The 22,363-nt window shown below is 72.9% G+C and carries 17 protein-coding genes and 1 pseudogene; 5 read left to right on the top strand and 13 right to left on the bottom strand.

From position 1 onward, the window contains the following. Positions 1-30: 30 nt before the first annotated feature. The 5 genes from HAV40_RS31205 to hemE form a co-directional block, all read right to left on the bottom strand. On the bottom strand, positions 31-1,410 hold the full coding sequence (locus HAV40_RS31205; protein WP_166387638.1) for an ABC transporter substrate-binding protein: 1,380 nt from the start codon (positions 1,408-1,410) through the stop codon (positions 31-33). Positions 1,411-2,124: 714 nt separating this feature from the next. After that, positions 2,125-3,144 carry a LacI family DNA-binding transcriptional regulator gene (locus tag HAV40_RS31200; RefSeq protein ID WP_166387636.1) on the bottom strand — a complete coding sequence of 340 codons (1,020 nt, stop codon included), beginning with the start codon at positions 3,142-3,144 and terminating at the stop codon, positions 2,125-2,127. Positions 3,145-3,254: 110 nt separating this feature from the next. Then, positions 3,255-3,956 carry a hydrogen peroxide-dependent heme synthase gene (hemQ, locus tag HAV40_RS31195; protein ID WP_166387634.1) on the bottom strand — a complete coding sequence of 234 codons (702 nt, stop codon included), beginning with the start codon at positions 3,954-3,956 and terminating at the stop codon, positions 3,255-3,257. Positions 3,957-3,961: 5 nt separating this feature from the next. After that, a complete protein-coding gene (gene hemG / locus HAV40_RS31190) occupies positions 3,962-5,353 on the bottom strand; it encodes a protoporphyrinogen oxidase (RefSeq protein ID WP_166387632.1) in 1,392 nt (463 codons plus the stop codon). A gap of 55 nt (positions 5,354-5,408) precedes the next feature. After that, the gene (gene hemE, locus HAV40_RS31185; RefSeq protein ID WP_166387630.1) at positions 5,409-6,479 is read right to left on the bottom strand and encodes a uroporphyrinogen decarboxylase; all 1,071 of its coding nucleotides are present in this window, start codon (positions 6,477-6,479) and stop codon (positions 5,409-5,411) included. Positions 6,480-6,583: 104 nt separating this feature from the next. Between hemE and HAV40_RS31180 the strand changes: the two genes are divergently transcribed. After that, complete coding sequence (locus HAV40_RS31180; RefSeq protein WP_166387628.1) at positions 6,584-7,156, top strand: DUF3000 domain-containing protein; 573 nt, start codon at positions 6,584-6,586, stop codon at positions 7,154-7,156. A gap of 191 nt (positions 7,157-7,347) precedes the next feature. Here the strand turns inward: HAV40_RS31180 and HAV40_RS31175 are convergent, their stop codons facing one another. Together HAV40_RS31175 and HAV40_RS31170 are read right to left on the bottom strand one after the other, a co-directional pair. Further along, positions 7,348-8,289: a hypothetical protein gene (locus tag HAV40_RS31175; protein WP_166387626.1), complete on the bottom strand. Its 942-nt coding sequence runs from the start codon at positions 8,287-8,289 to the stop codon at positions 7,348-7,350. Between the two features lie 48 nt (positions 8,290-8,337). Then, positions 8,338-9,597: a S1C family serine protease gene (locus HAV40_RS31170; protein ID WP_166387624.1), complete on the bottom strand. Its 1,260-nt coding sequence runs from the start codon at positions 9,595-9,597 to the stop codon at positions 8,338-8,340. Between the two features lie 194 nt (positions 9,598-9,791). Between HAV40_RS31170 and HAV40_RS31165 the strand changes: the two are divergent. The 3 genes and pseudogenes from HAV40_RS31165 to HAV40_RS31155 all read left to right on the top strand — a co-directional run. After that, positions 9,792-11,078, top strand: a pseudogene (locus tag HAV40_RS31165) (ribonuclease D); the annotation flags it as partial. A gap of 230 nt (positions 11,079-11,308) precedes the next feature. After that, complete coding sequence (locus HAV40_RS31160; RefSeq protein WP_166387620.1) at positions 11,309-12,505, top strand: thiolase family protein; 1,197 nt, start codon at positions 11,309-11,311, stop codon at positions 12,503-12,505. Continuing rightward, complete coding sequence (locus tag HAV40_RS31155) at positions 12,502-14,529, top strand: 3-hydroxyacyl-CoA dehydrogenase NAD-binding domain-containing protein (protein ID WP_166387618.1); 2,028 nt, start codon at positions 12,502-12,504, stop codon at positions 14,527-14,529. Before HAV40_RS31160 ends, HAV40_RS31155 begins: the two co-directional genes overlap by 4 nt. A gap of 105 nt (positions 14,530-14,634) precedes the next feature. On the opposite strand, the gene HAV40_RS31150 is transcribed toward HAV40_RS31155, so the two are convergent. Genes HAV40_RS31150 through HAV40_RS31140 form a run of 3 tightly spaced genes read right to left on the bottom strand, consistent with a single transcriptional unit; the run spans position 14,635 to position 16,858 of the window. Further along, complete coding sequence (locus HAV40_RS31150) at positions 14,635-15,024, bottom strand: VOC family protein (protein ID WP_166387616.1); 390 nt, start codon at positions 15,022-15,024, stop codon at positions 14,635-14,637. Continuing rightward, on the bottom strand, positions 15,021-16,178 hold the full coding sequence (locus HAV40_RS31145; RefSeq protein ID WP_166387614.1) for a sensor histidine kinase: 1,158 nt from the start codon (positions 16,176-16,178) through the stop codon (positions 15,021-15,023). The genes HAV40_RS31150 and HAV40_RS31145 overlap by 4 nt, the downstream gene beginning before the upstream one ends. Then, a complete protein-coding gene (locus HAV40_RS31140) occupies positions 16,178-16,858 on the bottom strand; it encodes a response regulator transcription factor (RefSeq protein ID WP_120318659.1) in 681 nt (226 codons plus the stop codon). Before HAV40_RS31140 ends, HAV40_RS31145 begins: the two co-directional genes overlap by 1 nt. A 152-nt stretch (positions 16,859-17,010) precedes the next feature. Between HAV40_RS31140 and HAV40_RS31135 the strand changes: the two genes are divergently transcribed. Next, positions 17,011-18,267, top strand: a complete 1,257-nt coding sequence (locus HAV40_RS31135; protein ID WP_166387612.1) for a C39 family peptidase — start codon at positions 17,011-17,013, stop codon at positions 18,265-18,267. Positions 18,268-18,274: 7 nt separating this feature from the next. Here HAV40_RS31135 and HAV40_RS31130 read toward each other — a convergent pair whose 3' ends face one another. From HAV40_RS31130 to HAV40_RS31120, 3 genes are all read right to left on the bottom strand, one after another. Continuing rightward, on the bottom strand, positions 18,275-19,552 hold the full coding sequence (locus HAV40_RS31130) for an outer membrane protein assembly factor BamB family protein (RefSeq protein WP_166387610.1): 1,278 nt from the start codon (positions 19,550-19,552) through the stop codon (positions 18,275-18,277). A 169-nt stretch (positions 19,553-19,721) separates the two neighbouring features. Further along, the gene (locus tag HAV40_RS31125) at positions 19,722-21,011 is read right to left on the bottom strand and encodes a hypothetical protein (RefSeq protein WP_166387608.1); all 1,290 of its coding nucleotides are present in this window, start codon (positions 21,009-21,011) and stop codon (positions 19,722-19,724) included. Further along, positions 21,008-22,306: a hypothetical protein gene (locus HAV40_RS31120; RefSeq protein ID WP_166387606.1), complete on the bottom strand. Its 1,299-nt coding sequence runs from the start codon at positions 22,304-22,306 to the stop codon at positions 21,008-21,010. The genes HAV40_RS31125 and HAV40_RS31120 overlap by 4 nt, the downstream gene beginning before the upstream one ends. Positions 22,307-22,363: the final 57 nt, after the last annotated feature.

Below are 22,363 nucleotides of genomic sequence, written 5' to 3'. Positions count from 1 at the left end.
CGGCGTGGTGCCCGGCTCCCCGTCCCTAACTCACTTGGCGGCCTGGGCGAGGAGCTGGTTGACCTTCTCCTCGGCCTTCTTCAGCTCCGCGTCGACGTTCGCGTTCGGGTTCGTCAGGATCGCCGACATCGCACCGTCGAGGATCGCGTAGATGCCCTGCGCGTTGGCCGGCTCGAACTTGATCGTGACCGGGTTGTTCTCGAAGGCGGCGAAGTCGTCCGGCGAGATGTTGCCGTTCGCCTTGCGCTGCTCGAACTCGGCCTTCTGCGACGTGCTGCCCGGGGTGAACAGCTGCGGCTGCGGCAGACCGACCTGCTCGCCCTGAGCCTTGGCCCGGGCGTAGTCGAACTGACCCTTGCCCACGGTCAGCTTCTCGAAGGCGAGCCACTTCAGACCGGCCTTGACCTGGTCGTCGGTCAGGCCCTTCTTGAAGAAGTAGCCCTCACCGCCGCCGAGGGTGCCCTTGGCCGCGCCGTCCTGGCCGGGCATGGCGCCCATCGCCCAGTCCTCGTACTTGCCCTGGAACTGGGTGACGATCGCGGTGGTCGCGTCGGGCGCGCCGACGAACATGCCGACCTTGCCGGCACCCGCGATGGTCAGCAGGTCGCCCCAGCCGAGCAGCTGGCGAGCGCCCATGCTGTTGTCGCCGTAACGCATGTCCTTGAGGTTCTGCAGAACCTTCTTGCCCATGTCGTTGTTGAAGTCGGCCTTCTTGCCGTCGGCCGTCACCAGGGCGCCGCCCTGCGAGTAGATCTCGGCGGTGAAGTGCCAGCCGCCGGTGTTGCCCGAGCTGTACTCGCCGAAGCCGGCGATGCCGTCACCGAGCGCCGAGATCTTCTTGGCGGCCTCGCGAACCTCGGCCCAGGTCTTCGGCGGGCTCTTCGGGTCCAGACCGGCCTTGGTGAACAGGGTCTTGTTGTAGACCAGGCCCATCGAGTAGTTCTTGGTCGGGATGCCCCAGACCTTGCCGTCCTTGGTGAACGTGTTCTTGGCGTCGCCGAGCACGTCGTCCCAGTTCGGGATGTTGTCCTTGTTGGCGTAGGCGGTGATGTCCATCGCCTGGCCGGAGTCGATGACCTGCTGCACGTCGGTCATGTAGCCGTAGAACACGTCGGTCATCGAGCCGCCCTGCAGGCGGGCGGTGAAGTCCGGCGGGTTGGCGCACTGGGTGCCGACCGAAACACTCTTAATCTTGATGGTGGGGTTGGCCGCCTCGAACGCCTTGACGTCGTCGTTCCACGCCTGCAGCAGGTTCTTCTGCGCGCCGACCGGCTGGCAGTCGACCGTGATGATCGTCTTGCCGGCAGCATCCGTGTCATCGTCGCTCTTGGTGGAGCAGGCCGCGAGGCCCAGTCCCAGGCCGGTCGCGAGCGCGATGGCCGCGACCTTCCGGAAGTGCGGTACGGACATCTGTCCATCCCTTCGGGAAACAGTTCTTGATCTACGGAGCCGCGAGGACGGATCGCCGCGGCGGCCTCTTGGTATTGCGCTGACTTCCGTGTGACCTGCCTCGCACTTTCCAAGGTCAGGCTTAGGTGAAGTCACTGTAGCGATGGCGACTCATGTCCGCAAGGTGTCGAGATAGTTACGCAATTTTTCGACCGAACGTTGTCGCGCGTCGGCTGACGTCTGCGCTGGAAGGGACGCGTGTGGCCTGGTTCACATGCCATGTGTCGATACCGTTTCGCAATCTGGCTTCCAGGCGGTCAGGTCTTTGCGGTGTGGTGTGCGCTGTGATCGCCGAGAAGTCATGAAAGTGCAGCTCACGGGCGCAAAGGCGGCAACGGAGGGGGCATCCGGGGGTGAGCTGGGACGCGGCTGGTGCAGCCGGTGCGGGGAGGGGACCGACCGTGGCCGACGGCGGTCACGTTTACGCAACGTTTCAAGCGCCCTCGGGAGCCGCCGTGCGGTGGGCCGGGCCGTGGCAGGGGAGCGTCGCGGCGGCGGGGCGCATGATCGCCGTTTCGGGTCAGAAGGTGTGGTTGGACCGCAGATCATGACCCGAGACAGCGATCATCACGCCTACCTACCTCCTCCGCCCCGACGGCGACGGAAACGGAAACGAGGACGGCTCCGTGCACACCGTTTGCACGGGGTGGACGGAGCCGGTCAGGCGGAGAGGGGTCAGTCGGTGGCGCGGGCCTGGGCGGGGACGAGGCGGGCGCTGGCGGGCACGGCGGCGGTGGAGCCGCGTACCACGAGTTCGGTCTCGAACAGCAGCTCGTCGGCGGGGACCACGTTGCCCGCGATCTCGCTGACCAGCAGGGCCACCGCGGCCTGGCCCATCGCCTCGATCGGCTGGCGCACCGTGGTCAGCGGCGGATCGGTGCAGGTCATCACGGCCGAGTCGTCGTAGCCGACCAGTGACACGTCACCGGGCACGGACAGGCCCAGCCGCCGCGCGCCGCGGACCGCGCCGAGGGCCAGAACGTCGGAGGCGCAGATCAGGCCGGTGACGCCGCGCGAGATTAGCCGCGCCGCGGCGGCGTGGCCGCCCTCCATGGAGAAGATGGTGCGCTCGACCATGTCGTCGGCGCCGGGGAAGGCCTGGCGCTTGCGCGAGGACGGCATGTGGTCGGGCGGGCCCAGGATCAGGCCGATCCGGTCGTGGCCCAGCGACACCAGGTGGTTGTACGCCTGCTCGGTGGCCACCGCGTCGTCGGCCGACACCCGGGGGAAGCCCAGGTCGTCGATGCCGGCGTTGACCAGTATCGCGGGCAGTCCCCGGTCGAGCAGCCGCCGGTAGTGCTCGTGGTCGGCGTCGGCCTGGGCGTAGTTGCCGCCCGCGAAGATCACGCCGGAGACCTGCTGCTCCAGCAGCATGTCCACGTAGTCGGACTCGGCCACGCCGTCGGCGGTGCGGGTGCACAGCACCGGGGTGAACCCGCGCTTGGCCAGTGCTCCGGCCACGACCTCGGCGAACGCCGGGAAGATGGGGTTCTGCAACTCGGGCAGCACGAGGCCGACCAGCCGGGCCCGTTCGCCGCGCAGCTTGGTGGGCCGCTCGTAGCCGAGCACGTCCAGCGCGGTGAGCACGGCCGTTCGGGTGGCCTCGGAGATGCCGGGGCGGCCGTTGAGCACTCTGCTCACGGTTGCCGTGCTCACTCCCACGTACTTCGCCACTTCGGCGAGTCTGCGCGTCATGGTACGCAAGTGTAGGGCACGATCGTGCAAATAAGTTGCATGGGTTGCCCTACAGTTTGCAGAACTTTCTCCGGGCCTGCTGGAGACGACGCCGCGCCGGGAGCGCTCCCCTACGGCAGGGCCGCGACGATGTCCTCCACCGACCGGCGGCGGCCCGTGTAGAACGGAACCTCCTCGCGAACATGGCGCCGCGCGGACGAGGCGCGCAGGTCCCGCATCAGGTCCACGATCCGGTGCAGTTCGTCGGCCTCGAACGCCAGCATCCACTCGTAGTCGCCCAGCGCGAACGAGGCCACGGTGTTGGCCCGCACGTCCGGGTAGCCGCGCGCCATCTTGCCGTGCTCGGCCAGCATCTCCCGCCGCTCCTCGTCGGGCAGCAGGTACCACTCGTACGAGCGCACGAACGGGTACACGCAGATGTACCGGCGGGCCTCCTCACCGGCCAGGAAGGCCGGGATGTGGCTCTTGTTGAACTCGGCGGGCCGGTGCAGCGCGGCCTGCGACCACACCGGGGTCAGGCACTTGCCCAGCGCCGTCCGGCGGAACAGCCCGTACGCGTCCTGCAGCGCGTCCGACGAGCCCGAGTGCCACCAGATCATCACGTCCGCGTCCGCCCGCAGGCCAGCCACGTCGTAGACGCCGCGCACCGTGACGTCCCTGTCGGCGAGCTGGGCGAACAGCCCCTCGACCTCGCCGGACACCTCAGACCGGATCGAGGGCAGCGGGCCCTTGACCCGGAACACCGACCACATCGTGTACCGGATGGTGTCGTTGAGCTCGCGCAGCCGGGCCGCGTTGGTCTGTTCGGTCATGCCGGTCATCCTTCCAGAATCCGGTCGGCGGCCTGCTCCGCGGACGTGACGCAGGCGGGGATGCCCACGCCGTCGAAGGCCGCGCCGGCCAGCGCCAGCGGCAGGTCGGCCAGCAGGGTGCGGGCCTGGGCGACCCGGTCCACATGCCCGGGGGCGTACTGCGGCAGCCCGCCGCCCCAGCGGGTCACCTCCGCCGCGACGGGCGCGGGCAGCGCCGTGCCGAGCACCGTGCCCAGATCGGCGAGCACCGTACGCACCAGCTCCGCATCGGGCCGCTGGAGTGTGGCCTGCTCGCCGTGCCGGCCGACGCTGGCGCGCAGCAGCACCCGGCCGTCCGGGCGGGCGTGGTGGGCCCACTTGGTGCTGAAGAAGGTGGCCGCCTTGATGGTGAGCCCCTGGTCGGCCGGGACCAGGAAGCCGGTCAGCGTCGGCAGGTCGACCCCGGCCAGTTCGAGCGTCACCAGCCCGACGCTGGCGTAGTCGAGCGTGCCGACCAGGCCCGCCGCGTCCGGGAACTCCTCGTGCAGCAGCCGCGACGCCGGGCGGGCGGGCACCGCCAGCACCACCGCGTCGCACTCGACGCGCTGCGCGCGCACGCTCTCGGGGGCGTCGGGCGCGGCCGCACCGACCGCGAGCGCCCAGCCCGCGCCGTGGCGCTCCAGCCGCCGCACCGGCACGCCGGTCAGCACGGTCACCCCGCGTCGGCGCAGCTCGGCTACTGCGGCGTCGACAAGGCTGCCGAGGCCGCCGCGCAGCGTGCCGAACACGGGGCTGCCGGGCTGGTGTGCCCGGCTCGCGGCCGCGGTCAGCGCCACCGCGCCGCGCAGCGTGTGCTCGGTGGCGAGCAGCCGGTGCAGTGCGGGCACCGTGGCGGCCAGCGACAGGCCGTCGGCGCTGCCCGCGTACACGCCGCCGAGCAGCGGATCGACCAGGTGCGTGACGACCTCGCCGCCGAGGCGCTCGCGGACCAGCGCGCCCACGGACCGGTCCTCGCCCACGGGCAGCACCGGGACGCCGCGGTCCGCGTCGTGGTCGTCGATCGCGGCGATGCCGTCGAGTGCCGCCTGCGGGCCGGGCACGCCCATCACGGTGCCGCCGGGCAGCGGGCGCAGCCGCCCGCCCAGCCACAGCCCGGCCCCGGAAACCGCCGGGTGGACCAGCCGCTCCCCCAGCCCCAGCTCGTCGACCAGCCGCTTCGCGCCGCTCGGGCCACCGGCCGGGTCGCGCATCAGGAACTGCTCCGCGCCGGTGTCGACGCCGTCGGGCCGGGTGCTGATCCGGCCGCCCAACCGGGCGGACTGCTCCACCAGGGTCACCCGGCCGCCCGCGCCCGACAGCCGCAGCGCGGCCGCCAGCCCGGCGATCCCGCCCCCGACGACGACGGTGTGCTTGTTCATGCCCGCTCCTCGCCGCGCTCGCCGACGGCGCGGCGAGGGGTCACGGTCTGCTCGCTCATCGGGCGCTGAGCGTGTGCACCAGCTCTACGACGCGGGTGAGCACGGTGGGATCGGTCTCGGGCAGCACGCCGTGGCCGAGGTTGAAGATGTGGCCGGGGGTGTTGCGGCCTTCGGCGAGCACGCGGCGCACCTCGCGCTCGACGACCTCCCACGGCGCGAACAGCACGGCCGGGTCGAGGTTGCCCTGCACCGGGTGCCCCGGCACCAGCTTGGCCGCCTGGTCCAGCGGGGTGCGCCAGTCGACGCCGACCACGTCCGCGCCCGCCTGCGCCATCGCGGGCAGCAGCAGGCCGGTGCCCACGCCGAAGTGGATGCGCGGCAGCCCGGCGTCGGCCAGACCGGACAGCACCTTGCGGGAGTGCGGCTGCACGTACTCGCGGTAGTCCGCTTCGGACAGCGCGCCGACCCACGAGTCGAACAGCTGCACGGCGCTGACGCCCGCGGCGATCTGCACCCGCAGGAAGGTCAGCGTGATGTCGGCCAGCCGGTCCAGCAGCGCGTGCCAGAGCTGCGGGTCGCCGTACATCAGGGCCTTGGTCTGGGTGTGGTTGCGCGACGGGCCGCCCTCGACCAGGTAGCTGGCCAGCGTGAACGGCGCGCCCGCGAAGCCGATCAGCGGGGTCGCGCCGAGTTCGGCGGTCAGCAGCCGGACGGCCTCGTCCACGTAGGACACGGCAGCCGGGTCCAGCGGGCGCACCCGGTCCAGGTCGGCGAGCGTACGCACCGGCTCGGCGACGACCGGCCCGGTCCCCGCGACGATGTCCAGGTCGATCCCGGCGGCGTCCAGCGGCACCATGATGTCGCTGAAGAAGATGGCCGCGTCCACGCCGTGGCGGCGCACCGGCTGCAGGGTTATCTCGGTGACCAGGTCCGGCCGCCGGCAGGACTCCAGCATGCGGACCCCGGCGCGCAGCTCGCGGTACTCCGGCAGGGAACGCCCCGCCTGCCGCATGAACCACACGGGGGTATGCGGGACGGACTCGCCCCGGCACGCGCGGACGAAAGCGGAACCGGCCGTCGGGCGGTCCGCGGGACTGGTCTGCTCTGCGCTGCTCATCCCGGCCATCGTGCCACCGGTCAGATAACGATCTCCGAACGGGTGGCGCTGATGTGAGCCGTATCGGCGCGCCGAACCACGACAACGGTCCCGAAGCGCCCTAGGGTACGGCTATGGCGCTCACGACGGCACTCCCCGAGACGTTCACGCGCGCCGTCACCGCGCTGCGTGCCGCCCACCCCCGGAGCGAGATAGCGCTGGAAGAGGTGCCGGCCCCGAGCCGGCTCGCCCCGTACGCCTTCGCCCTCGGCGCGACCGTGCTGCGCCGCGACGAGGAGGTCACCACCGGGCGCCTCATCCTGCTGCACGACCCGGCAGGCCACGAGGCGTGGGAGGGCGACACGAGGCTCGTCACGTACGTCACCGCGGAACTGGAACCCGAGCTGGCCACCGACCCGCTGCTGCCCCAGGTGGGCTGGAGCTGGCTGGTCGACGCGCTCGACGCGCACAGCTCCGGATACGCCGCGATCGGCGGCACGGTGACACAGACCATCTCCAGCCGCTTCGGCGCACTGGCCGCCGACGGCCCCGCGACCACCGACCTGGAGCTGCGCGCCTCCTGGACGCCGCTGGACCTGAACCTGGAAGGCCACGTCGCGGCCTGGTGCGCGCTGCTCGCCTCGACCGCGGGACTGCCCCCGGTCGGCGTCTCCGCCCTGCCGCTGCGCCGCGTCGAACAGCGCTGACACCTCCGGCCACCAGCCACCGCTTCCGCACCCGCTTTGAATCGACGCTGGCCTATCTGGATGAAGTCGATCACGACTTTGTCATCCAGATAGGCCAGCGTCTGTGTCGAGCCGCAGGGGCGGCGCGGGGCGAGGCGGCCGTCGGGCGGGTGGCGGTGGGTACGTGCCCTCGGGCGAGCGTCAAGCGAGCGTCAGAGGTAGGCCTTGCAGGCCTTGTCGAGGGCCTTGGCCCGCGCCTCGGACGGGGCGCTGAAGAACGCGTCGAGCTTGTCGAGGCAGGCCACCATCGCCTTGTTCTCGTTCTGTACGCCCTCGAGGTCCTGCTTGGACTTCGCCAGCTCGTCCTTGGTGCTCTCCAGCTGCGACTTGCCCGAGGAGATCTCGCCGTCCTTGGACTTGATGCTCTTGTCGCGGTCGGCGACCTGCTGGGTCAGCGTCGTCCTGGTGTCGTTCAGCTCGCCGGACTTGAGCACGAACAGCGTGGTCATCACGCCGGTGGCCAGCACGAGCAGACCGGTCAGGATACCCAGCACCAGCGTGGCCTTGGACTTCTTGACCGGTGCCGGGACGGGAGCCGGGTAACCGTAGCCCGAGGTCGGGTACGCCGACACCGGCACCGCCGACACCGGGTAGCCCTCAGGCTGCGCCGGGATGGCCGGGTAACCCGCCGGGTAACCCGCCTGCGCGGGCGCCGGCGCGGCCGGGTACGCACCCGGCTGCGCAGCCGTGGCCGGGTAAGCGGCCTGCGGGGCAGTGGCCGGGTAAGCGGCCTGCGGGGCAGCGGCGGGGTAACCGGAGACCGGCTGCGCGGCGGGGTAGCCGGCGGCCTGCTGCGGCACGGCCGGGTAGCCCGCGACGGGCTGCGCTGCGGCGGCCGGGTAACCGGCGGCCTGCTGCGGAGCGGTTGCCGGGTAGCCGGAGACCGGCTGCGCGGCGGCGGCGTACGCGTCCGCGGGCAGCGCGGCGGTCGGCTGCGCGACGGTGGCGTCCGCGGCGGCGGGGTAGGCCGGGGCCACCGGGGCGGGGGTGACCGCCACGGGCTGCGTGGCGGGAGCGGTCTCCGGGAGAGCGGGCGTCTGCGCGGGCACTGCCGCGGCGGGAGCCTCGTCGGCCGGGGACGCGGGGTGGGTCATGACTGTTTCCTCCGTGTGGTGGTGCATGCCGAGCCGAAGGGGTTCCGGTCAGCAGATGGTGAAGAGCTTGCAGGCGTCGGCGATCGGGATCGCCAGGCCGAGGCCTTCGGCGTTGAGGTATCCGGCGACGGTGATGCCGACGACCTGCTGCTGCCCGTTGATCACCGGGCCGCCGGAGTTGCCGGGGTTGATGGCGGCGTCGAACTGCACCATCGGGCCCTCTTCGTAGCCGGTCTCCCGGATCGCGCTGATGACGCCGCTGGTGACGGTGTCGGTGAGGCCCAGCGGAGCGCCGACCGCGATGATCTGCTGGCCGGGCTTGGCGGGCGTCTTGGTGACCGTGAGACCGGTGAACTTGGCCGTGGTGTGCAGATGTGCCACATCACGGAGCTTGTTGACCGCGACGATCTTCGCATCGAACCGCTGGCCGTCTCGCGTGATTTTCACGGTGCGGCCGCCGTCCTTGTACAGCGCCTCGACGACGTGGAAGTTCGTGAACAGGTTGGTGCCGCCGTCGCCGGCCTTGGGCCCGACCGCGAACGCCGTGCCCGTGTACGGACCGGCCTCCACGCGGAAGACGCTGGGCAGCACGGCCGCGGCGAGCTTCTCCACGTTGAAGGCCCCGCCGACCTCCTTCTCCAGCGCGCCGAGCCGGGCGTCGGCCTCGTCCAGGCGGCTGGCGTCCTCTTTCTGCAGGTCGGACAGGCGCTGGTCGGCACCCCGCAGCGCGGTGCTCAGCTCGCCGATCCGCACGCTCTGCCAGGCCACCATGCCGATCAGCACGGCCAGCAGCACGACGAGCACCGTGTTGAAGCGCAGCACCCGGCGCAGCAGGCCGCCGGACCTGGGCGGGGCGGGCGGCACCGGCACACCGGAGGCGGGATGCGGGGGCAGCGCGTAGGCGACCGGCGCGGGCTGCGGCTGCCACGGCTGCGGCGGCTGACCCGCGGGCGGGTACGGCCCCGGCTGGTGACCGGGCGGCACCGGCGGAAGGTGACCCCCCGGCAGACCCTGCGCACCGGGCACCGGTCCGGCCGGAACGGGCGGGTAGGGCCCCGCGACCGGCCGCGCCTGGACCGGAACGGGCTGACTCGGGACCGGGTAACCCTGGACGGGCTGCGGCTGGACCGGAACCGTCTGCGGCTGGACCGGAACCGGCTGGGCTGGAACGTGCTGTGCCGGAACCGGCTGGGCCGGAACGTGCTGTGTCGGAACCGGCTGGGCCGGGATGGGGGCACCGGGATGCGGTGCGGGCACGCCCTGCGGGGCAGCGCCCTGCGACGCGCCGGGCTGCGGACCCGTGCTCATGTATTCCTCCCCGTGCGCCGCTCATGTGCGATCGGCTGGCACACCATACTGGGTGCCGTCGACTTCCATCACCCCCGTTCGCAAGCCTCTGCGCACGACGTACACAGGTCCGTCACACCTGTCCCAACCGTCACCGACGCGCCATACCCGGGGTGCTGCCGTCATCGCCGACCGGCTGGCCGTACGGTGTGACCATGACCGACGAGGACGCACCACTGCGCCGTCGGACCCGCCATCGCACGCCGACAGGCGACGGCGCGCCGGACGCGACACCCGACGGCGGTGGGCCGACACTGCTGACCGAGCCTGCCGACGGCACCCCCGAACCGGTGGTCACCCCCGCCGAGTTCGCCGAGGTCGTGGCGAGGTTCGCCGCCGGCACGGGCCCGGTCGCCGTCGACGCCGAACGGGCCTCCGGCTTCCGTTACAGCCAGCGTGCGTACCTGGTCCAGCTGCGCCGCCGCGGGGCCGGCACGGCACTCATCGACCCCGTACCGCTGGGTGATCTGTCCGCCTTGGACGAGGCGCTCGCGGACACCGAGTGGGTGCTTCACGCGGCCAGCCAGGACCTGCCGTGCCTGGCCGAGGTGGGTCTGCGGCCGCGGCGGCTGTTCGACACGGAATTGGCCGCCCGTCTGGCCGACTTCGAGCGGGTCGGCCTGGCCGCGCTGACCGAACAGCTAATGGGACGCACCCTGGAGAAGCATCACTCTGCGGCCGACTGGTCCACCCGTCCGCTCCCCCAGGACTGGCTGACCTACGCCGCGCTGGATGTCGAGCTGCTCGTGGAGCTGCGTGACGCGCTCGCCGAGGAGCTGGACCGCCAGGGCAAGTCCGCCTGGGCCGCCGAGGAGTTCGCGGCCCTGGTCGCGAGCGGCGCCCGCCCGCCCAAGCAGCGGACCGACCCGTGGCGGCGCACCTCCGGCATGCACCGGGTGCGCGGCGCGCGGGCCCAGTCGCGGGTGCGCGCGTTGTGGTACGCCCGGGACACCATCGCGATCCGCCGGGACACCGCTCCGGGACGGGTGCTGCCCGACGCGGCGATCGTCGCGGCGGCGGAGATGAACCCCAAGACCGAGCGCGAGCTGCTGCTGCTGCCGGGTTTCGGTGGCCGGTCGGTACGCCGCCTGGCGACGACGTGGCTGGAGGCGCTCGACGAGGCGCGCGCCCTGCCCGACGACGCGCTGCCCACCACGCCCGTGTTCGAGGGGCCGCCCCCGCCGCACCGGTGGGCCGACAAGGACCCTGAGGCCGCCGCGCGGCTGGCCCGCTGCCGTGAGGTGGTCACCAGGATCGCCGAGCAGCACCACCTGCCACCGGAGAACCTGATCACCCCGGAGTTCGTCCGGCGGCTGGCCTGGGAGCCGCCCGCCGAGCCGGACCCGGCCACGGTCACCAAGCTGCTCAGCGACCTGGGCGCCCGTCCGTGGCAATGCGGCCTGCTGGTCGAGGAGCTGGCACAGGCGCTGATCGCCGTCCCGGCCGAACCCGAACCCGCCGAGACAGCAACCGCTGGGGCCGAACCGGCCGCGGCCGAGCCGGACGGTTCCACCGGGCAGCCGTCCGGGCCGGACCCCGCAACGGACGGCCCCGCCGCCTGACTCGACGGTGGCGGTGGGGTTTGTGAGTCAAGCCACAGCGCTTCACTTCACCGGACTAGTTACTCGCGAGTAGCATCCGGGGCAGCTCCCTATCTGCAAGGAGGCAGACCGTGCCCCGTGAAGTCCGCGACGTCGTCTTCGTCGACGGCGTGCGCACCCCGTTCGGCAAGGCGAACGGAGGCATCTACGCCAACACCCGCGCCGACGATCTCGTCGTGCGCTGCATCCGCGAGCTGCTGCGCCGCAACCCGCAGCTGCCGCCGGAGCGCGTCGACGAGGTGGCCATCGCCGCCACCACCCAGATCGGCGACCAGGGCCTGACCATCGGCCGCACCGCCGCGCTGCTGGCCGGTCTGCCCAAGACGGTCCCCGGGTTCGCGATCGACCGCATGTGCGCGGGCGCGATGACAGCCGTCACCACGGTCGCCTCCGGCATCGCGGTCGGGGCGTACGACGTCGCGATCGCGGGCGGCGTCGAGCACATGGGCCGCCACCCGATGGGCGAGGGCGTCGACCCGAACCCGCGCTTCCTCGCCGAGAAGATCGTCGACCCGTCCGCGCTGGTCATGGGCGCGACGGCGGAGAACCTGCACGACCGGCTGCCGCAGATCACCAAGCAGCGGGCCGACGCGTTCGGCCTGGCCAGCCAGCAGAAGACCGCCGCGGCGTACGCCGCCGGAAAGCTGCAGGGCGACCTGGTCACCGTGGCCACCCGCGACCCGGAGACCGGCTGGGGCCTGGCCACCGCCGACGAGGCACCGCGCGAGACCACGCTGGAGAAGCTGGCCGGGCTGAAGACCCCGTTCCGCCCGCACGGCAAGGTCACCGCGGGCAACGCGGCGGGCCTCAACGACGGTGCGACGAGCTGCCTGCTGGCCGCCGAGGACACCGCTCGCGAGCTGGGCCTGCCCATCGCGATGCGGCTGGTCTCGTACGGCTTCGTGGGCGTCGAGCCCGAGGTCATGGGCGTCGGCCCGATCCCGTCGACCGAGCGCGCGCTGCGCCTGGGCGGCCTGACCATCGGCGACATCGGCCTGTTCGAGCTGAACGAGGCGTTCGCGGTGCAGGTGCTGGCGTTCCTCGACCACTTCGGCATCGCCGACGACGACCCGCGGGTCAACCCGTGGGGCGGCGCGATCGCCGTCGGCCACCCGCTGGCCTCCTCGGGCGTACGGCTGATGACGCAGCTGGCACGCCAGTTCGCCGAGCACCCCGAGGTGCGCTACGGCCTGACCGCCATGTGCATCGGCATCGGCATGGGCGGGACCGTCATCTGGGAGAACCCGAACTGGAAGGGTGCCAAGTGAGCGAGATCGTCACCCACGCGAAGCTGCGGCTGGTCGCCGTACCCGGGCTGGACCGGCCCGCCGCGCTGATCACCCTGGACAACGGGCTGGACCACACCAAACCCAACACGTTCGGACCCAGCGGTCTGACCTCGCTCTCGCAGGCGATCGACGAGGCCCACGCCGCGCAGCCGTCGTTCATCGCGGTCACCGGCAAGCCGTACATCTTCTGTGTCGGCGCGGACCTGACCGGCTTCTCCGCGATGACCTCGCGTGAGCAGGTCGTCGAGATCGGGCGGCTGGGTCACGCGACCTTCGCCAAGCTGCGCGAGAGCAGCGTGCCGACGTTCGCGTTCGTCAACGGCGCGGCGATGGGCGGCGGCCTGGAGGTGGCGCTGCACTGCCACTACCGGACCCTGTCCACGGGTGCCGCCGCGCTGGCGCTGCCCGAGGTCTCGCTGGGTCTCATCCCCGGCTGGGGCGGCTCGCAGGTGCTGCCGAACCTCATCGGCATCGTGCCCGCCGCCCAGGTCGTGGTGCAGAACCCGCTGATGATGAACAAGATGCTCAAGCCGAAGCAGGCGTACGAGATGGGCATCGCCGACGCCCTGCTCGAGCCCGCCGACTTCCTGGAGCGCTCGCTGGAGTGGGCGGCCGGGGTCGTCGGCGGCACCGTCACGGTGAACCGGGCCGAGGTGGACCGCTCGGAGATGTGGGACGCCGTCGTCGGCTTCGCCCGCGGCGAGCTGGACAAGCGCCTGCACGGTGCGGTCCCGGCCGCGTCGAAGGCGCTGGACCTGCTGCTGCTGGCCAAGGACGGCGTCACCGCCGAGGGCATCGAGTCCGAGATCCAGGCGTTGGCCGACCTCGCCGTGACGCCGGAGCTGCGCAGCGGCCTGTACGCCTTCGACCTGGTGCAGCGGCGGGCCAAGCGCCCCGCCGGCGCGCCGGACAAGGCACTGGCTCGCAAGATCACCAAGGTCGGCGTCGTCGGCGCGGGCCTGATGGCCTCCCAGCTCGCACTGCTGTTCGCCAAGCGCCTCGAGGTCCCGGTCGTCATGACCGACCTCGACCAGGCCCGGGTCGACAAGGGCGTGGGCTACGTACACGCCGAGATCGACAAGGCCGTCAGCAAGGGCCGCATGTCCGTGGGCACCGCGGCGAAGCTGCGCGGTCTGGTCAGCGGCTCGGTCGACAAGTCCGTGTTCGCCGACGCCGACCTGGTCATCGAGGCCGTGTTCGAGGAGCTGTCGGTCAAGAAGGCGGTCTGGGCCGAGCTGGAGCAGATCGTCAAGCCGGAGACGGTGCTGGCCACCAACACCTCGTCGCTGTCGGTCACCGCGATGGCCGCCGACCTGGCGCACCCCGAGCGGGTGGTGGGCTTCCACTTCTTCAACCCGGTCGCGATGATGCCGCTGCTGGAGATCGTGCGTGGCGAGGCCACCGACGACGCCACGCTGGCCACCGCGTTCGCCGTCGGCAGGCAGCTCAAGAAGAGTTGCGTGCTGGTCAAGGACGCCCCGGCGTTCGTGGTCAACCGGATCCTCACCCGCTTCCTGGGCGAGATCTGGAACGCCGTCGACGCGGGCACCCCGCTCAAGACCGCCGACCGCGCGCTGGACCCGCTGGGTCTGCCGATGCGGCCGATGGCCCTGCTGTCCCTGGTCGGTCCGGCCGTGGCCGCGCACGTGGGCGGCACCCTGCACGAGGCGTTCCCGGACCGCTTCTCGGCCAGCCCCAACCTGGTCGCGATCGCGAAGTCGGGCCTGCCGCTGCTGGTCGACGAGCGGCTCAACCCGGAGGTCGAGGCGCTGCTGGTGCAGGGCGACGCCCCGCTGACCGGTGAGCAGGTCCGCGAGAAGGCCCTGGCCGCGCTGGCCCAGGAGATCCGGCTGATGCTGGACGAGGGCGTGGTGGCCGAGGCCGCCGACATCGACCTGTGCATGATCCTCGGCGCGGGCTGGCCCTTCCACCTCGGCGGCATCACCCCGTACCTGGACCGCGCTGGCGTCTCGGAGTCCGTGACGGGCCGCCGCTTCGCCTGACGCGCCCGCAGGCCGTTCGATGATCGCTGTCTCAGGTCGAGAGCTGGGGTATCACCCCACTTCCTGACCCGAGACAGCGATCATCGCCGTTTCCGGGGTCCGCGCTCAGACGGCGGCCGTGGCGCGTTCGGCGGCGGAGCGTTCGACGCAGAACTCGTTGCCCTCCGGGTCGGCCATGACCGCCCAGCCGGTGCCGTCCGGGTTGCGCAGGTCGGCGACCAGGCTCGCGCCGAGGGCGAGCAGCCGCTCGACCTCGGCGTCCCGGGTGCAGCCGCTCGGCTGCAGGTCCAGGTGCAGCCGGTTCTTGGCGGTCTTGCCCTCGGGCACGGCGATGAACAGCAGGCTCGGCCCGTCGTCGGGCGACATCACCAGCGCCGCCGTGTCGTCGGGCTTGTCGTCGGGGTGGCGCGGGTTGCCGGTGACCTCACTCCAGAAGCCCGCCAGCGCGTACGGGTCGGTGCAGTCCACGGTGATGTGCCGGATGAGGGAGGTCATTTCACCGATGCTAGAGGCAACGCGATGGTGACCTCCATACCTCCACCGGGCAGCGCCACCGCGCCGACCGTGCCGCCGTGGGCCACGCAGACCGCGCGCACGATGGACAGGCCCAGGCCGGAGCCCCGCGCTCCGGTGCGCTCGCGCCCGCCGCGGCGGAACGGCTCGAACAGGCCTGGCACGTCGGCCTGGTCCACCTTGAACCCGGTGTTGCCGACCATGAGGCGGGCGTACTCGCCGTCGTGGCGGCTCTCCACCCAGATCTGCCCGCCCAGGTGGTTGTAGCGGACCGCGTTCTCGATGAGGTTGCCCGCGAGCCGGTCCAGCAGGCTCGGGTCGCCGATGACGGGAGCGGGGTGCAGTTGCGTGTCGACCGCGATCTTGATGCGGTGCACCTCGCGCTCCATCGCCGACAGCGCGCCGAGCACGCCCGCGCCGAGATCGACCGGCTCGTTGCGCAACCCGGTGCGTCCCTCGCTGCGGGCCAGCATCAGCAGCGCGTCGACCAGCGCGTTGGCCCGCTCGGAGGCGTCGCGCACCACGGTGGCCATGCGCCGCAGTTCGGCGATGTCCACGGCCGGATCGGACAGCGTCACGTCGATCTCGGTGCGCATGACCGCCAGCGGGGTGCGCAGCTCGTGCGAGGCGTTGGCGACGAAGCGCTGCTGGGCGGTGAAGGCCGCGCCGAGCCGGTCCAGCATCGCGTCGAACGTGTCGGCCAGCTCGGCGACCTCGTCGTCCGCGCCGGTGTAGCGGATGCGCTGGTCGAGGGTCTCTCCGCCGAGCTTGCGGGCGGTCGCGGTGACCTGGTGCAGCGGTCGCAGGGCGCGGCCGACGACGGCGTACGCCCCGAGAACGCCCACCACGCTGATCGCCAGCACCGCGACCAGTCCCTTGACGGTCAGCTCGGTCTGCGCCGCGGCGCGCACCGCCTCCTGCCAGTGGCGGGCGTCGAGCTGCTGGCCGTCGGCGAGCCGGACCACGGTGCCCGCGGCCAGCTCGTCGGCCGGGTGCAGCACGGCGCTGACGACCAGCCACGCGACCAGCATCAGCAGGACGCCCGCGCCGACCAGCAGCACCCCGTTGAGCAGGGTGAGCCGCAGGCGCAGGGTGGGCCGCAGGCCGCGGCGGGGCACGCGCACCGGCCGGGTCATCACGCGGCACCGTCCTGAGCCGCCGACGGGATGCGGTAGCCCGCGCCGACCAGCGTCTCGATGAGCGCGGGCTGGCCGATCTTCATGCGCAGCGTACGCATGGTGACCCGCACTATGGTCGTGAACGGGTCGGTGTTGGCGTCCCAGACCCGCTCCAGCAGTTCCTCGGTGGAGACCACGCCGCCCCGGGCCCGCAGCAGCTCCTCCAGTACGCCGAACTCCTTGTTGGTCAGGTCGATCAGCACGCCGCCCCGGGTCACCGAGCGCTTGGCCGGGTCGAGTTCGAGATCCCCGGCGCGCAGCACGGGCGGGGTGACCGGGGTGGCCCGGCGGCCCAGCGCCTGCACCCGCGCCACCAGCTCGTCGAAGGCGAACGGCTTGGGCAGGTAGTCGTCCGCGCCCAGCCGCAGCCCCTCGACGCGCTCGGCGACGCTGCCACTGGCGGTCAGCATCAGCACGCGGGTCAGCGCGCCGGAGCCGACCAGCGCGGCGCACAGCTGGTCGCCGTGCATGCCGGGCAGGTCCCGGTCCAGCACGACCACGTCGTACCGGGTGACGAAGGCCATCTCGTGCCCCACGCTGCCGTCGTAGGCGACGTCCACGGCCAGCCCGTGCCGGCGCAGCCCGCGGGCGATCGCATCGGCCAAGTGCCGCTCGTCCTCCACCACCAGCACCCGCACGTCTGTTCCCCTCTCGCGACCGCTTACCATCGCCAACCGGCGAGCGTGTCTGCCACGAAGATAGAGCCCCCGGGCCATTGCAAAAAATCTTCGCGTATAGAAGCCTCATCGCAGAGAAATGCCATGGGTCGGGCGACGCACGGGAGGCACCGATGAACCGGCGCGAGGCGCTGCCCACGACCATCGACCAGGACGCGCCGCCCGCCGGTCAGCCGGCCGCCGAGCCGGGCTCCGCGGGCCGCGACATCGTGTTCCGCCGGTGGGACAGCCCACAGCGCTGGGCCGAGGGCACCGGCAGCGGCGTCTTCGCCGGCACCGGCGGGCTCACCCTGGCCACCGCGACCGCGACCGCGTCGCACACCGATCCGGTGACCGGGCTGACCGCGGACTACGAGACCGCGACGTGGACCGGCCCGGCCACCGCCGCCGGCTTCGCCGCGACCGAGGTGATCCCGTCCTGGACGGCCGACACCCCGGGCGGCAGCTTCGTCCGCGTCGAGCTGAGCGGCACCACCGCAGCGGGCACCACCACGACGTGGTTCCGGCTCGGCGACTGGGCCGCCGACGACACGGCCTTCCGGCGCACCTCCGTACGCGGCCAGGCCGACGAGGACGGCACCGTGCATGCCGACACCTACACCGCCGCCGACGGGCGCGCCCTGACCTCCTGGCGGCTGCGGGCGACCCTGCTGCGCCCGGTCGGCAGCACGGACACCCCGGTGCTGCGCACGCTGGGCGCGGTCGCCTCCGCGCTGCCCGCGCCCGGCAGCCTCGCCCCGAGCGTCCCGCTCGCCGCGCAGGGCCTGGTGCTGGACGTGCCGCCCTACTCCCAGCAACTGCACCGGGGCGAGCACCCGCAGTGGGACAACGGCGGGGAGGCCTGGTGCAGCCCGGCCTCCACCTCGATGGTGCTGGCCTACTGGGGCGCGGGCCCCGCCCCGGCCGACTACGCCTGGGTCGCGCCCGGCCACGCCGACCCGTGGGTCGACTTCGCCGCCCGGCACACCTACGACCTCGCCTTCTCCGGCTGCGGCAACTGGCCCTTCAACACCGCGTACGCGGGCCGGTTCGGGCTGCGCGCCTTCGTCACCCGGCTGCGCTCGCTGAACGAGGCTGAGCGCTTCATCGCCGCGGGCATCCCGCTGATCGCGTCGGCCTCCTACCGCAAGGGCCAGATCCCCGGGCTGGACTACGACACCAGGGGCCACCTGGTGGCGCTGGTCGGCTTCACCGCCGACGGGGATCCGGTGCTCAACGACCCGAACTCGCCGGACAACGCCGCGGTGCGCAAGACGGTCGGCCGCGCCGCGTGGGAGGCCGCCTGGCTCGACAGCAGCCGGGGCGTGGTCTACGTGATCCACCCCGCGTCGGTGCCGCTGCCTGCCCCGCCCGGACAGGCCAACTGGTGACCGCCGGTCAGTCCGCGACGCGGTAGACGTCCAGGCCGACCAGCGACTGGCAGACCAGCGACGAGCCGCCCAGCCAGCAGCGGTCCAGCGTGATCCCGCCGATGCCGATCAGCCTGATCCGGTCCGGCCGGGCCAGCTCGACCACCCCGAACCAGGTCCGCTGCCCATCCGTACGGGTCAGCACCAGCCTGCGGCCGTCGGTCCCGGCCGGCGTCCACTCGTCCATACGCAGCAACTCCGCGCCGGTCGTGGTGTCGCGAAGCACCCCGGCCTGGGGGCGCTCGTCGGTGCCGGTCAGCACCCGGTCCGGCCCGAGCGGCGTGAACCCGCCGACCCGGCCCTGCCAGCGCACCGTGCCGCCGACCGGGTCGAGCAGCCAGACCTCGTCGGCCGCGCTGGCGCATACCAGCGGCGCGCACGCGGTCAGGTAGACGTGGCGGCTGCCGAACGCGGGCGCGACGTCCCACGCGGTGGCCAGCGTGGGCAGCCGCAGCGCGGTGACCCGGCGGCGGCCGTCTCGCTCGTATGCCGCCACCACCAGGCTGCCGACCACCTGCACGGCGGTGGTCGGAGCGGGCAGCGGGTGCACGTCGCCCAGCTGCCCGTCGAGGCCCACCAGCCGCACCCGGTCGCCGTCGGCGTCCTCGACCAGCACCAGCCCTGCCAGCTCCCCGTCCGCCAGGTACGGCGACAGCCGGTAGGACGCGTCCAGGGTGTGCCGCCACAGCCGCCGCCCGGTCGCCACGTCCCAGCCGCCGTACCAGTCGGCCGCCGCGGACATGCCGGTCAGCACGACGGTGCCCGACGCGACGCCCAGCTGGTAGGCGCGTTCCTGCCACAGCCGCCGCCCGGTCGCCGGATCCAGCGCGTACGTGGTCCACGGCTCGTCGGCCGCCGCCGTGTCCAGCACGGTGACCAGCAGCGTCGCGCCGACCTGCCGGGCCTCGTGCACCTCGGTGGACCGCCCGGCCAGCGGCACCCGCCAGCGCACCGCGCCGTCGGCGTCCCCGACGGCGACCAGCTCCCGGGCTGCCTCGGCCCGGTGCACCACCAGCACCAGGCCGCCCGCGAACACGACGGGCGCGGACAGCGGCGGCGCGAGCTGGGCGATCCGGCGCAGCGGCCAGGGCGTCGCGGGCGCCGAACCGGCGCAGGACAGCAACCCGGCGAGCACGACGGCCAGCAGCGCCGCCGCCCGCCGCCCGGTGCGGGACAGCCGCGGGCCGTCACCGGGCTCGTCGTCGTCGACGCCGCGCGGGTCGCCGAGGTCGATGAGGACGGTCACCCTGCCTCCTGCGGCACCTGATCCAGTCGCGCGGCCGCCCCGGGGGGTCACCCGGTCGCCGGCGTGCGTGCGGAGCAGGGTCCACTGCCCGAAGGCACACCGTCGCACATCCGCGGGCGGCTGCGCCAGGACTGCCTGGCCGCGCCGCCCGCCGTCCCCGTGGCGGGCCTCAGGCCCGTTCCCGCCCGACCCGCCAGATGACGACGTCGCCGCCCGTGGTCGTGCAGAGCAGGGCGTGCGGCACCGACACGCACTGCATCAGCACGTACGGCTGCCGTCCGAGCGGGCGCATCCCGTCCGCCGTCAGCTCTGCCAGGTGGGTGGCGGTCCGGGCCTGGTCCACCCGGCCGAGGACGTGCGCCACCTGTTCCGTGACGGACAGGACCTGCCAGCCCGCCACGTCGGTGCGCTCCTGGTGGCGCATCGGCTCCACGCGTGCCCGGATCTTGCTCCCGACCTCGTCACCGGCCTCGAACAGCAGCAACCCCGCCGGACTGCCGACGTGCCGGGTGTCCTCCAGTGGCCGGATCGGGGTGCCCGTCGCGGTGTCGATCAGCTGGGGCTTTCCCCGGTCGAGCGGGTAGGCGCAGGACGTCCCCGCGCCGCAGTCGACGACCCAGGGCCAACGGTTCTCCCCGCCGACGGGGGCCAGATCGGCGCGGGCGTACCACAGCGTGTCCGTGGTCCGCTCGAAACCGTCCGCGTCGAACCGGCGTCCGGCGATGCCGACCGCGTCGCGGCTGACCACGACGGACACCTTGTCCCCCGGCGGCAGCGGCACCCGCGCGCTGCGGCGCACCGCGCCGCTGGCCAGGTCGTGCTCGACGAGTTTGCCGTCGGCCGCCAGCTCCCACAGCCCGGTGCCCCAGCGGTCCAGGGCGAACGACCGCGCCCCCGGCACCCGCCAGCGCAGCCCGAACGTCGCCGGGTCGCGCACCTCGACCGCCGGCCGATCGGGATCGCCGGCATAGCTGACCAGCAGGCCCGCGACCTGCTCCAGGTAGGCCTGCGTCCGCCAGAGCACCCGCCCGGTCCGCCGGTCGACGGCCACCGCGTCCGCGAGCGGCAGCCGGGGCTGCGACGACGTGCTCTCCGGCTGGGCGAACCCGAGCACGACGACGTCGCCGGTGTCCTGCACCCAGTCGATGAGACCGCCCGCGATCCGCCACCGGAGGCGGCCGTCGGTCGCGCCGTAGGCCGCGACCCCGTCCATGGCGTTGACCAGGAAGGTGTCCGAACCCACCGCCGATATCGCGGCTACCGGCTGGAACCAGCGGGCCAGCTCGGTGAGCCGGCGCGGCGGCGCGGGGGCGGCGGCGGTCACGGTCAGCGCGCAGAGGACCGCGCACGCCAGCATGGCGGCCCGCCGCAGCGGCCCGCGTCGTCCCGCGGGCGGCTCGGGCTCCGGGGCCCGGCCGGTCCCCCAGTCGTCGCCGAGGTCGATGAGCACGGCCGTCACGGGCGGTCCTGTTCGATCCGCAGCACCACGATGTCACCGGCCATGGTGGCGCAGACCAGGGCCCGCCCGGCGGTCGTGCACTCCCGCAGCAGGTGCGGCACCGGGCCGAGCCGCACCGCCTCCCGGTCGGTCAGCTCGGCCAGGTAGGTCAGCTTGTGCGGCACGTCGTAGTGGGCGAGCACGCGCACTATGCTGTCGTCCATCCCGAGCACCCGCCAGCCCTTCAGGTCGGCTCGCTGCACGGCCGTGCTCGGGTCCAGCACCGCGCCGACGGTCGGCAGGCTGAAGGAGGTGCCGCTGTCCTGCGGCCCGACCACCAGCAGGCCCAGCGGGCTGCCGAAGGCCCGGCCGTCGGCCACGGACCGGATCACCGCACCGGTGGCCGGGTCGACCAGGTAGACCCGCTCACCGTCCAGCGAGTACGCGCAGTGCAGGCCACGGCCACAGTCGTGCTCCCAGCTCCACTGGCCGACGCCGCTGATCCCGGCCAGGCTCGTGGTGTCGTACCAGAGCGTCGGCTCGCTGTAGCCGCGCTCGCCGAACGACGCGATGCCCAGTGCGCCGCGGGCGACCCGCAGGTTCAGGTTCTCGCCCTTGTCGGGAAGGCGTACGCGCTCGGTGCGGCGCACCGCACCCGTCAGCAGATCGTGCTCGACCAGCGCGCCGTCGGGCGCGATGCGCCACAGCGCCGAACGCCGCTGGTCACTCACCCAGGTGAGCGAGGACGGCAGCCGCCAGCGCAGCTCGTTCGTGCGGGGATCGTGGAACTCGACCCGCTGCTCCAGGTCGGCGACCACGTACACCGTCATGACGTCGCCCTGCAGTTCCACCTGCCGATCGCTGCTCCAGCGCAGCAGCCCGGTCGCCCGGTCCACGGCACGGGCCCACTCGGGGCGCTGCGCGGCGGGCTCGTTCATCGCGTCACCGCGGAACAGCAGCACCAGATCCTGGTACGCGACCGCGTGGACGAACGCGCTGCCCTGCACGGACCACAGCGCCCGCCAGCCGTCCGGGTCGTACGCGACCGCGCGCTGGTTCTCGAACACCATCACCAGCCCGGCGTCGACCACCCGCGCGACCCCGGCCGACGACGGCAGCACGGCCAGCGTGGACAGCCGGTGCCGTGGCAGCGGGGCGGCCGCGGTGACCCCGGCCAGCACGGCGGCGACGGTGAACACCGCGGCCAGCCGGCGTCCCCACAGCAGCAGGTCGATCCGCGCCGGAGGCTCGCCCGGCTCCTCGCTCGGCAGCACACCGAGGTCGATGACCGTGACAGCGCCAGACTCACGCACCACGCCCGTACCACCTCACGCGTTCCGCCCACGGTCCGTCCGCACGGTCGGCGGCGGCCG

It is taken from the genome of Catellatospora methionotrophica, from assembly GCF_011297335.1.
Classification (GTDB): domain Bacteria; phylum Actinomycetota; class Actinomycetes; order Mycobacteriales; family Micromonosporaceae; genus Catellatospora; species Catellatospora methionotrophica.
Note: the sequence above shows the minus strand (reverse complement) of the source record. Positions and strands in the feature narration are given on the sequence as shown.

Bases quoted from the DNA above. Each gene is read 5' to 3' on its own strand.
- HAV40_RS31205 (WP_166387638.1), bottom strand. From the start codon at position 1,410: ATGTCCGTACCGCACTTCCGGAAGGTCGCGGCCATCGCGCTCGCGACC.
- HAV40_RS31200 (WP_166387636.1), bottom strand. From the start codon at position 3,144: ATGACGCGCAGACTCGCCGAAGTGGCGAAGTACGTGGGAGTGAGCACG.
- hemQ (WP_166387634.1), bottom strand. From the start codon at position 3,956: ATGACCGAACAGACCAACGCGGCCCGGCTGCGCGAGCTCAACGACACC.
- hemG (WP_166387632.1), bottom strand. From the start codon at position 5,353: ATGAACAAGCACACCGTCGTCGTCGGGGGCGGGATCGCCGGGCTGGCG.
- hemE (WP_166387630.1), bottom strand. From the start codon at position 6,479: ATGGCCGGGATGAGCAGCGCAGAGCAGACCAGTCCCGCGGACCGCCCG.
- HAV40_RS31180 (WP_166387628.1), top strand. From the start codon at position 6,584: ATGGCGCTCACGACGGCACTCCCCGAGACGTTCACGCGCGCCGTCACC.
- HAV40_RS31175 (WP_166387626.1), bottom strand. From the start codon at position 8,289: ATGACCCACCCCGCGTCCCCGGCCGACGAGGCTCCCGCCGCGGCAGTG.
- HAV40_RS31170 (WP_166387624.1), bottom strand. From the start codon at position 9,597: ATGAGCACGGGTCCGCAGCCCGGCGCGTCGCAGGGCGCTGCCCCGCAG.
- HAV40_RS31150 (WP_166387616.1), bottom strand. From the start codon at position 15,024: ATGACCTCCCTCATCCGGCACATCACCGTGGACTGCACCGACCCGTAC.
- HAV40_RS31145 (WP_166387614.1), bottom strand. From the start codon at position 16,178: ATGACCCGGCCGGTGCGCGTGCCCCGCCGCGGCCTGCGGCCCACCCTG.
- HAV40_RS31135 (WP_166387612.1), top strand. From the start codon at position 17,011: ATGAACCGGCGCGAGGCGCTGCCCACGACCATCGACCAGGACGCGCCG.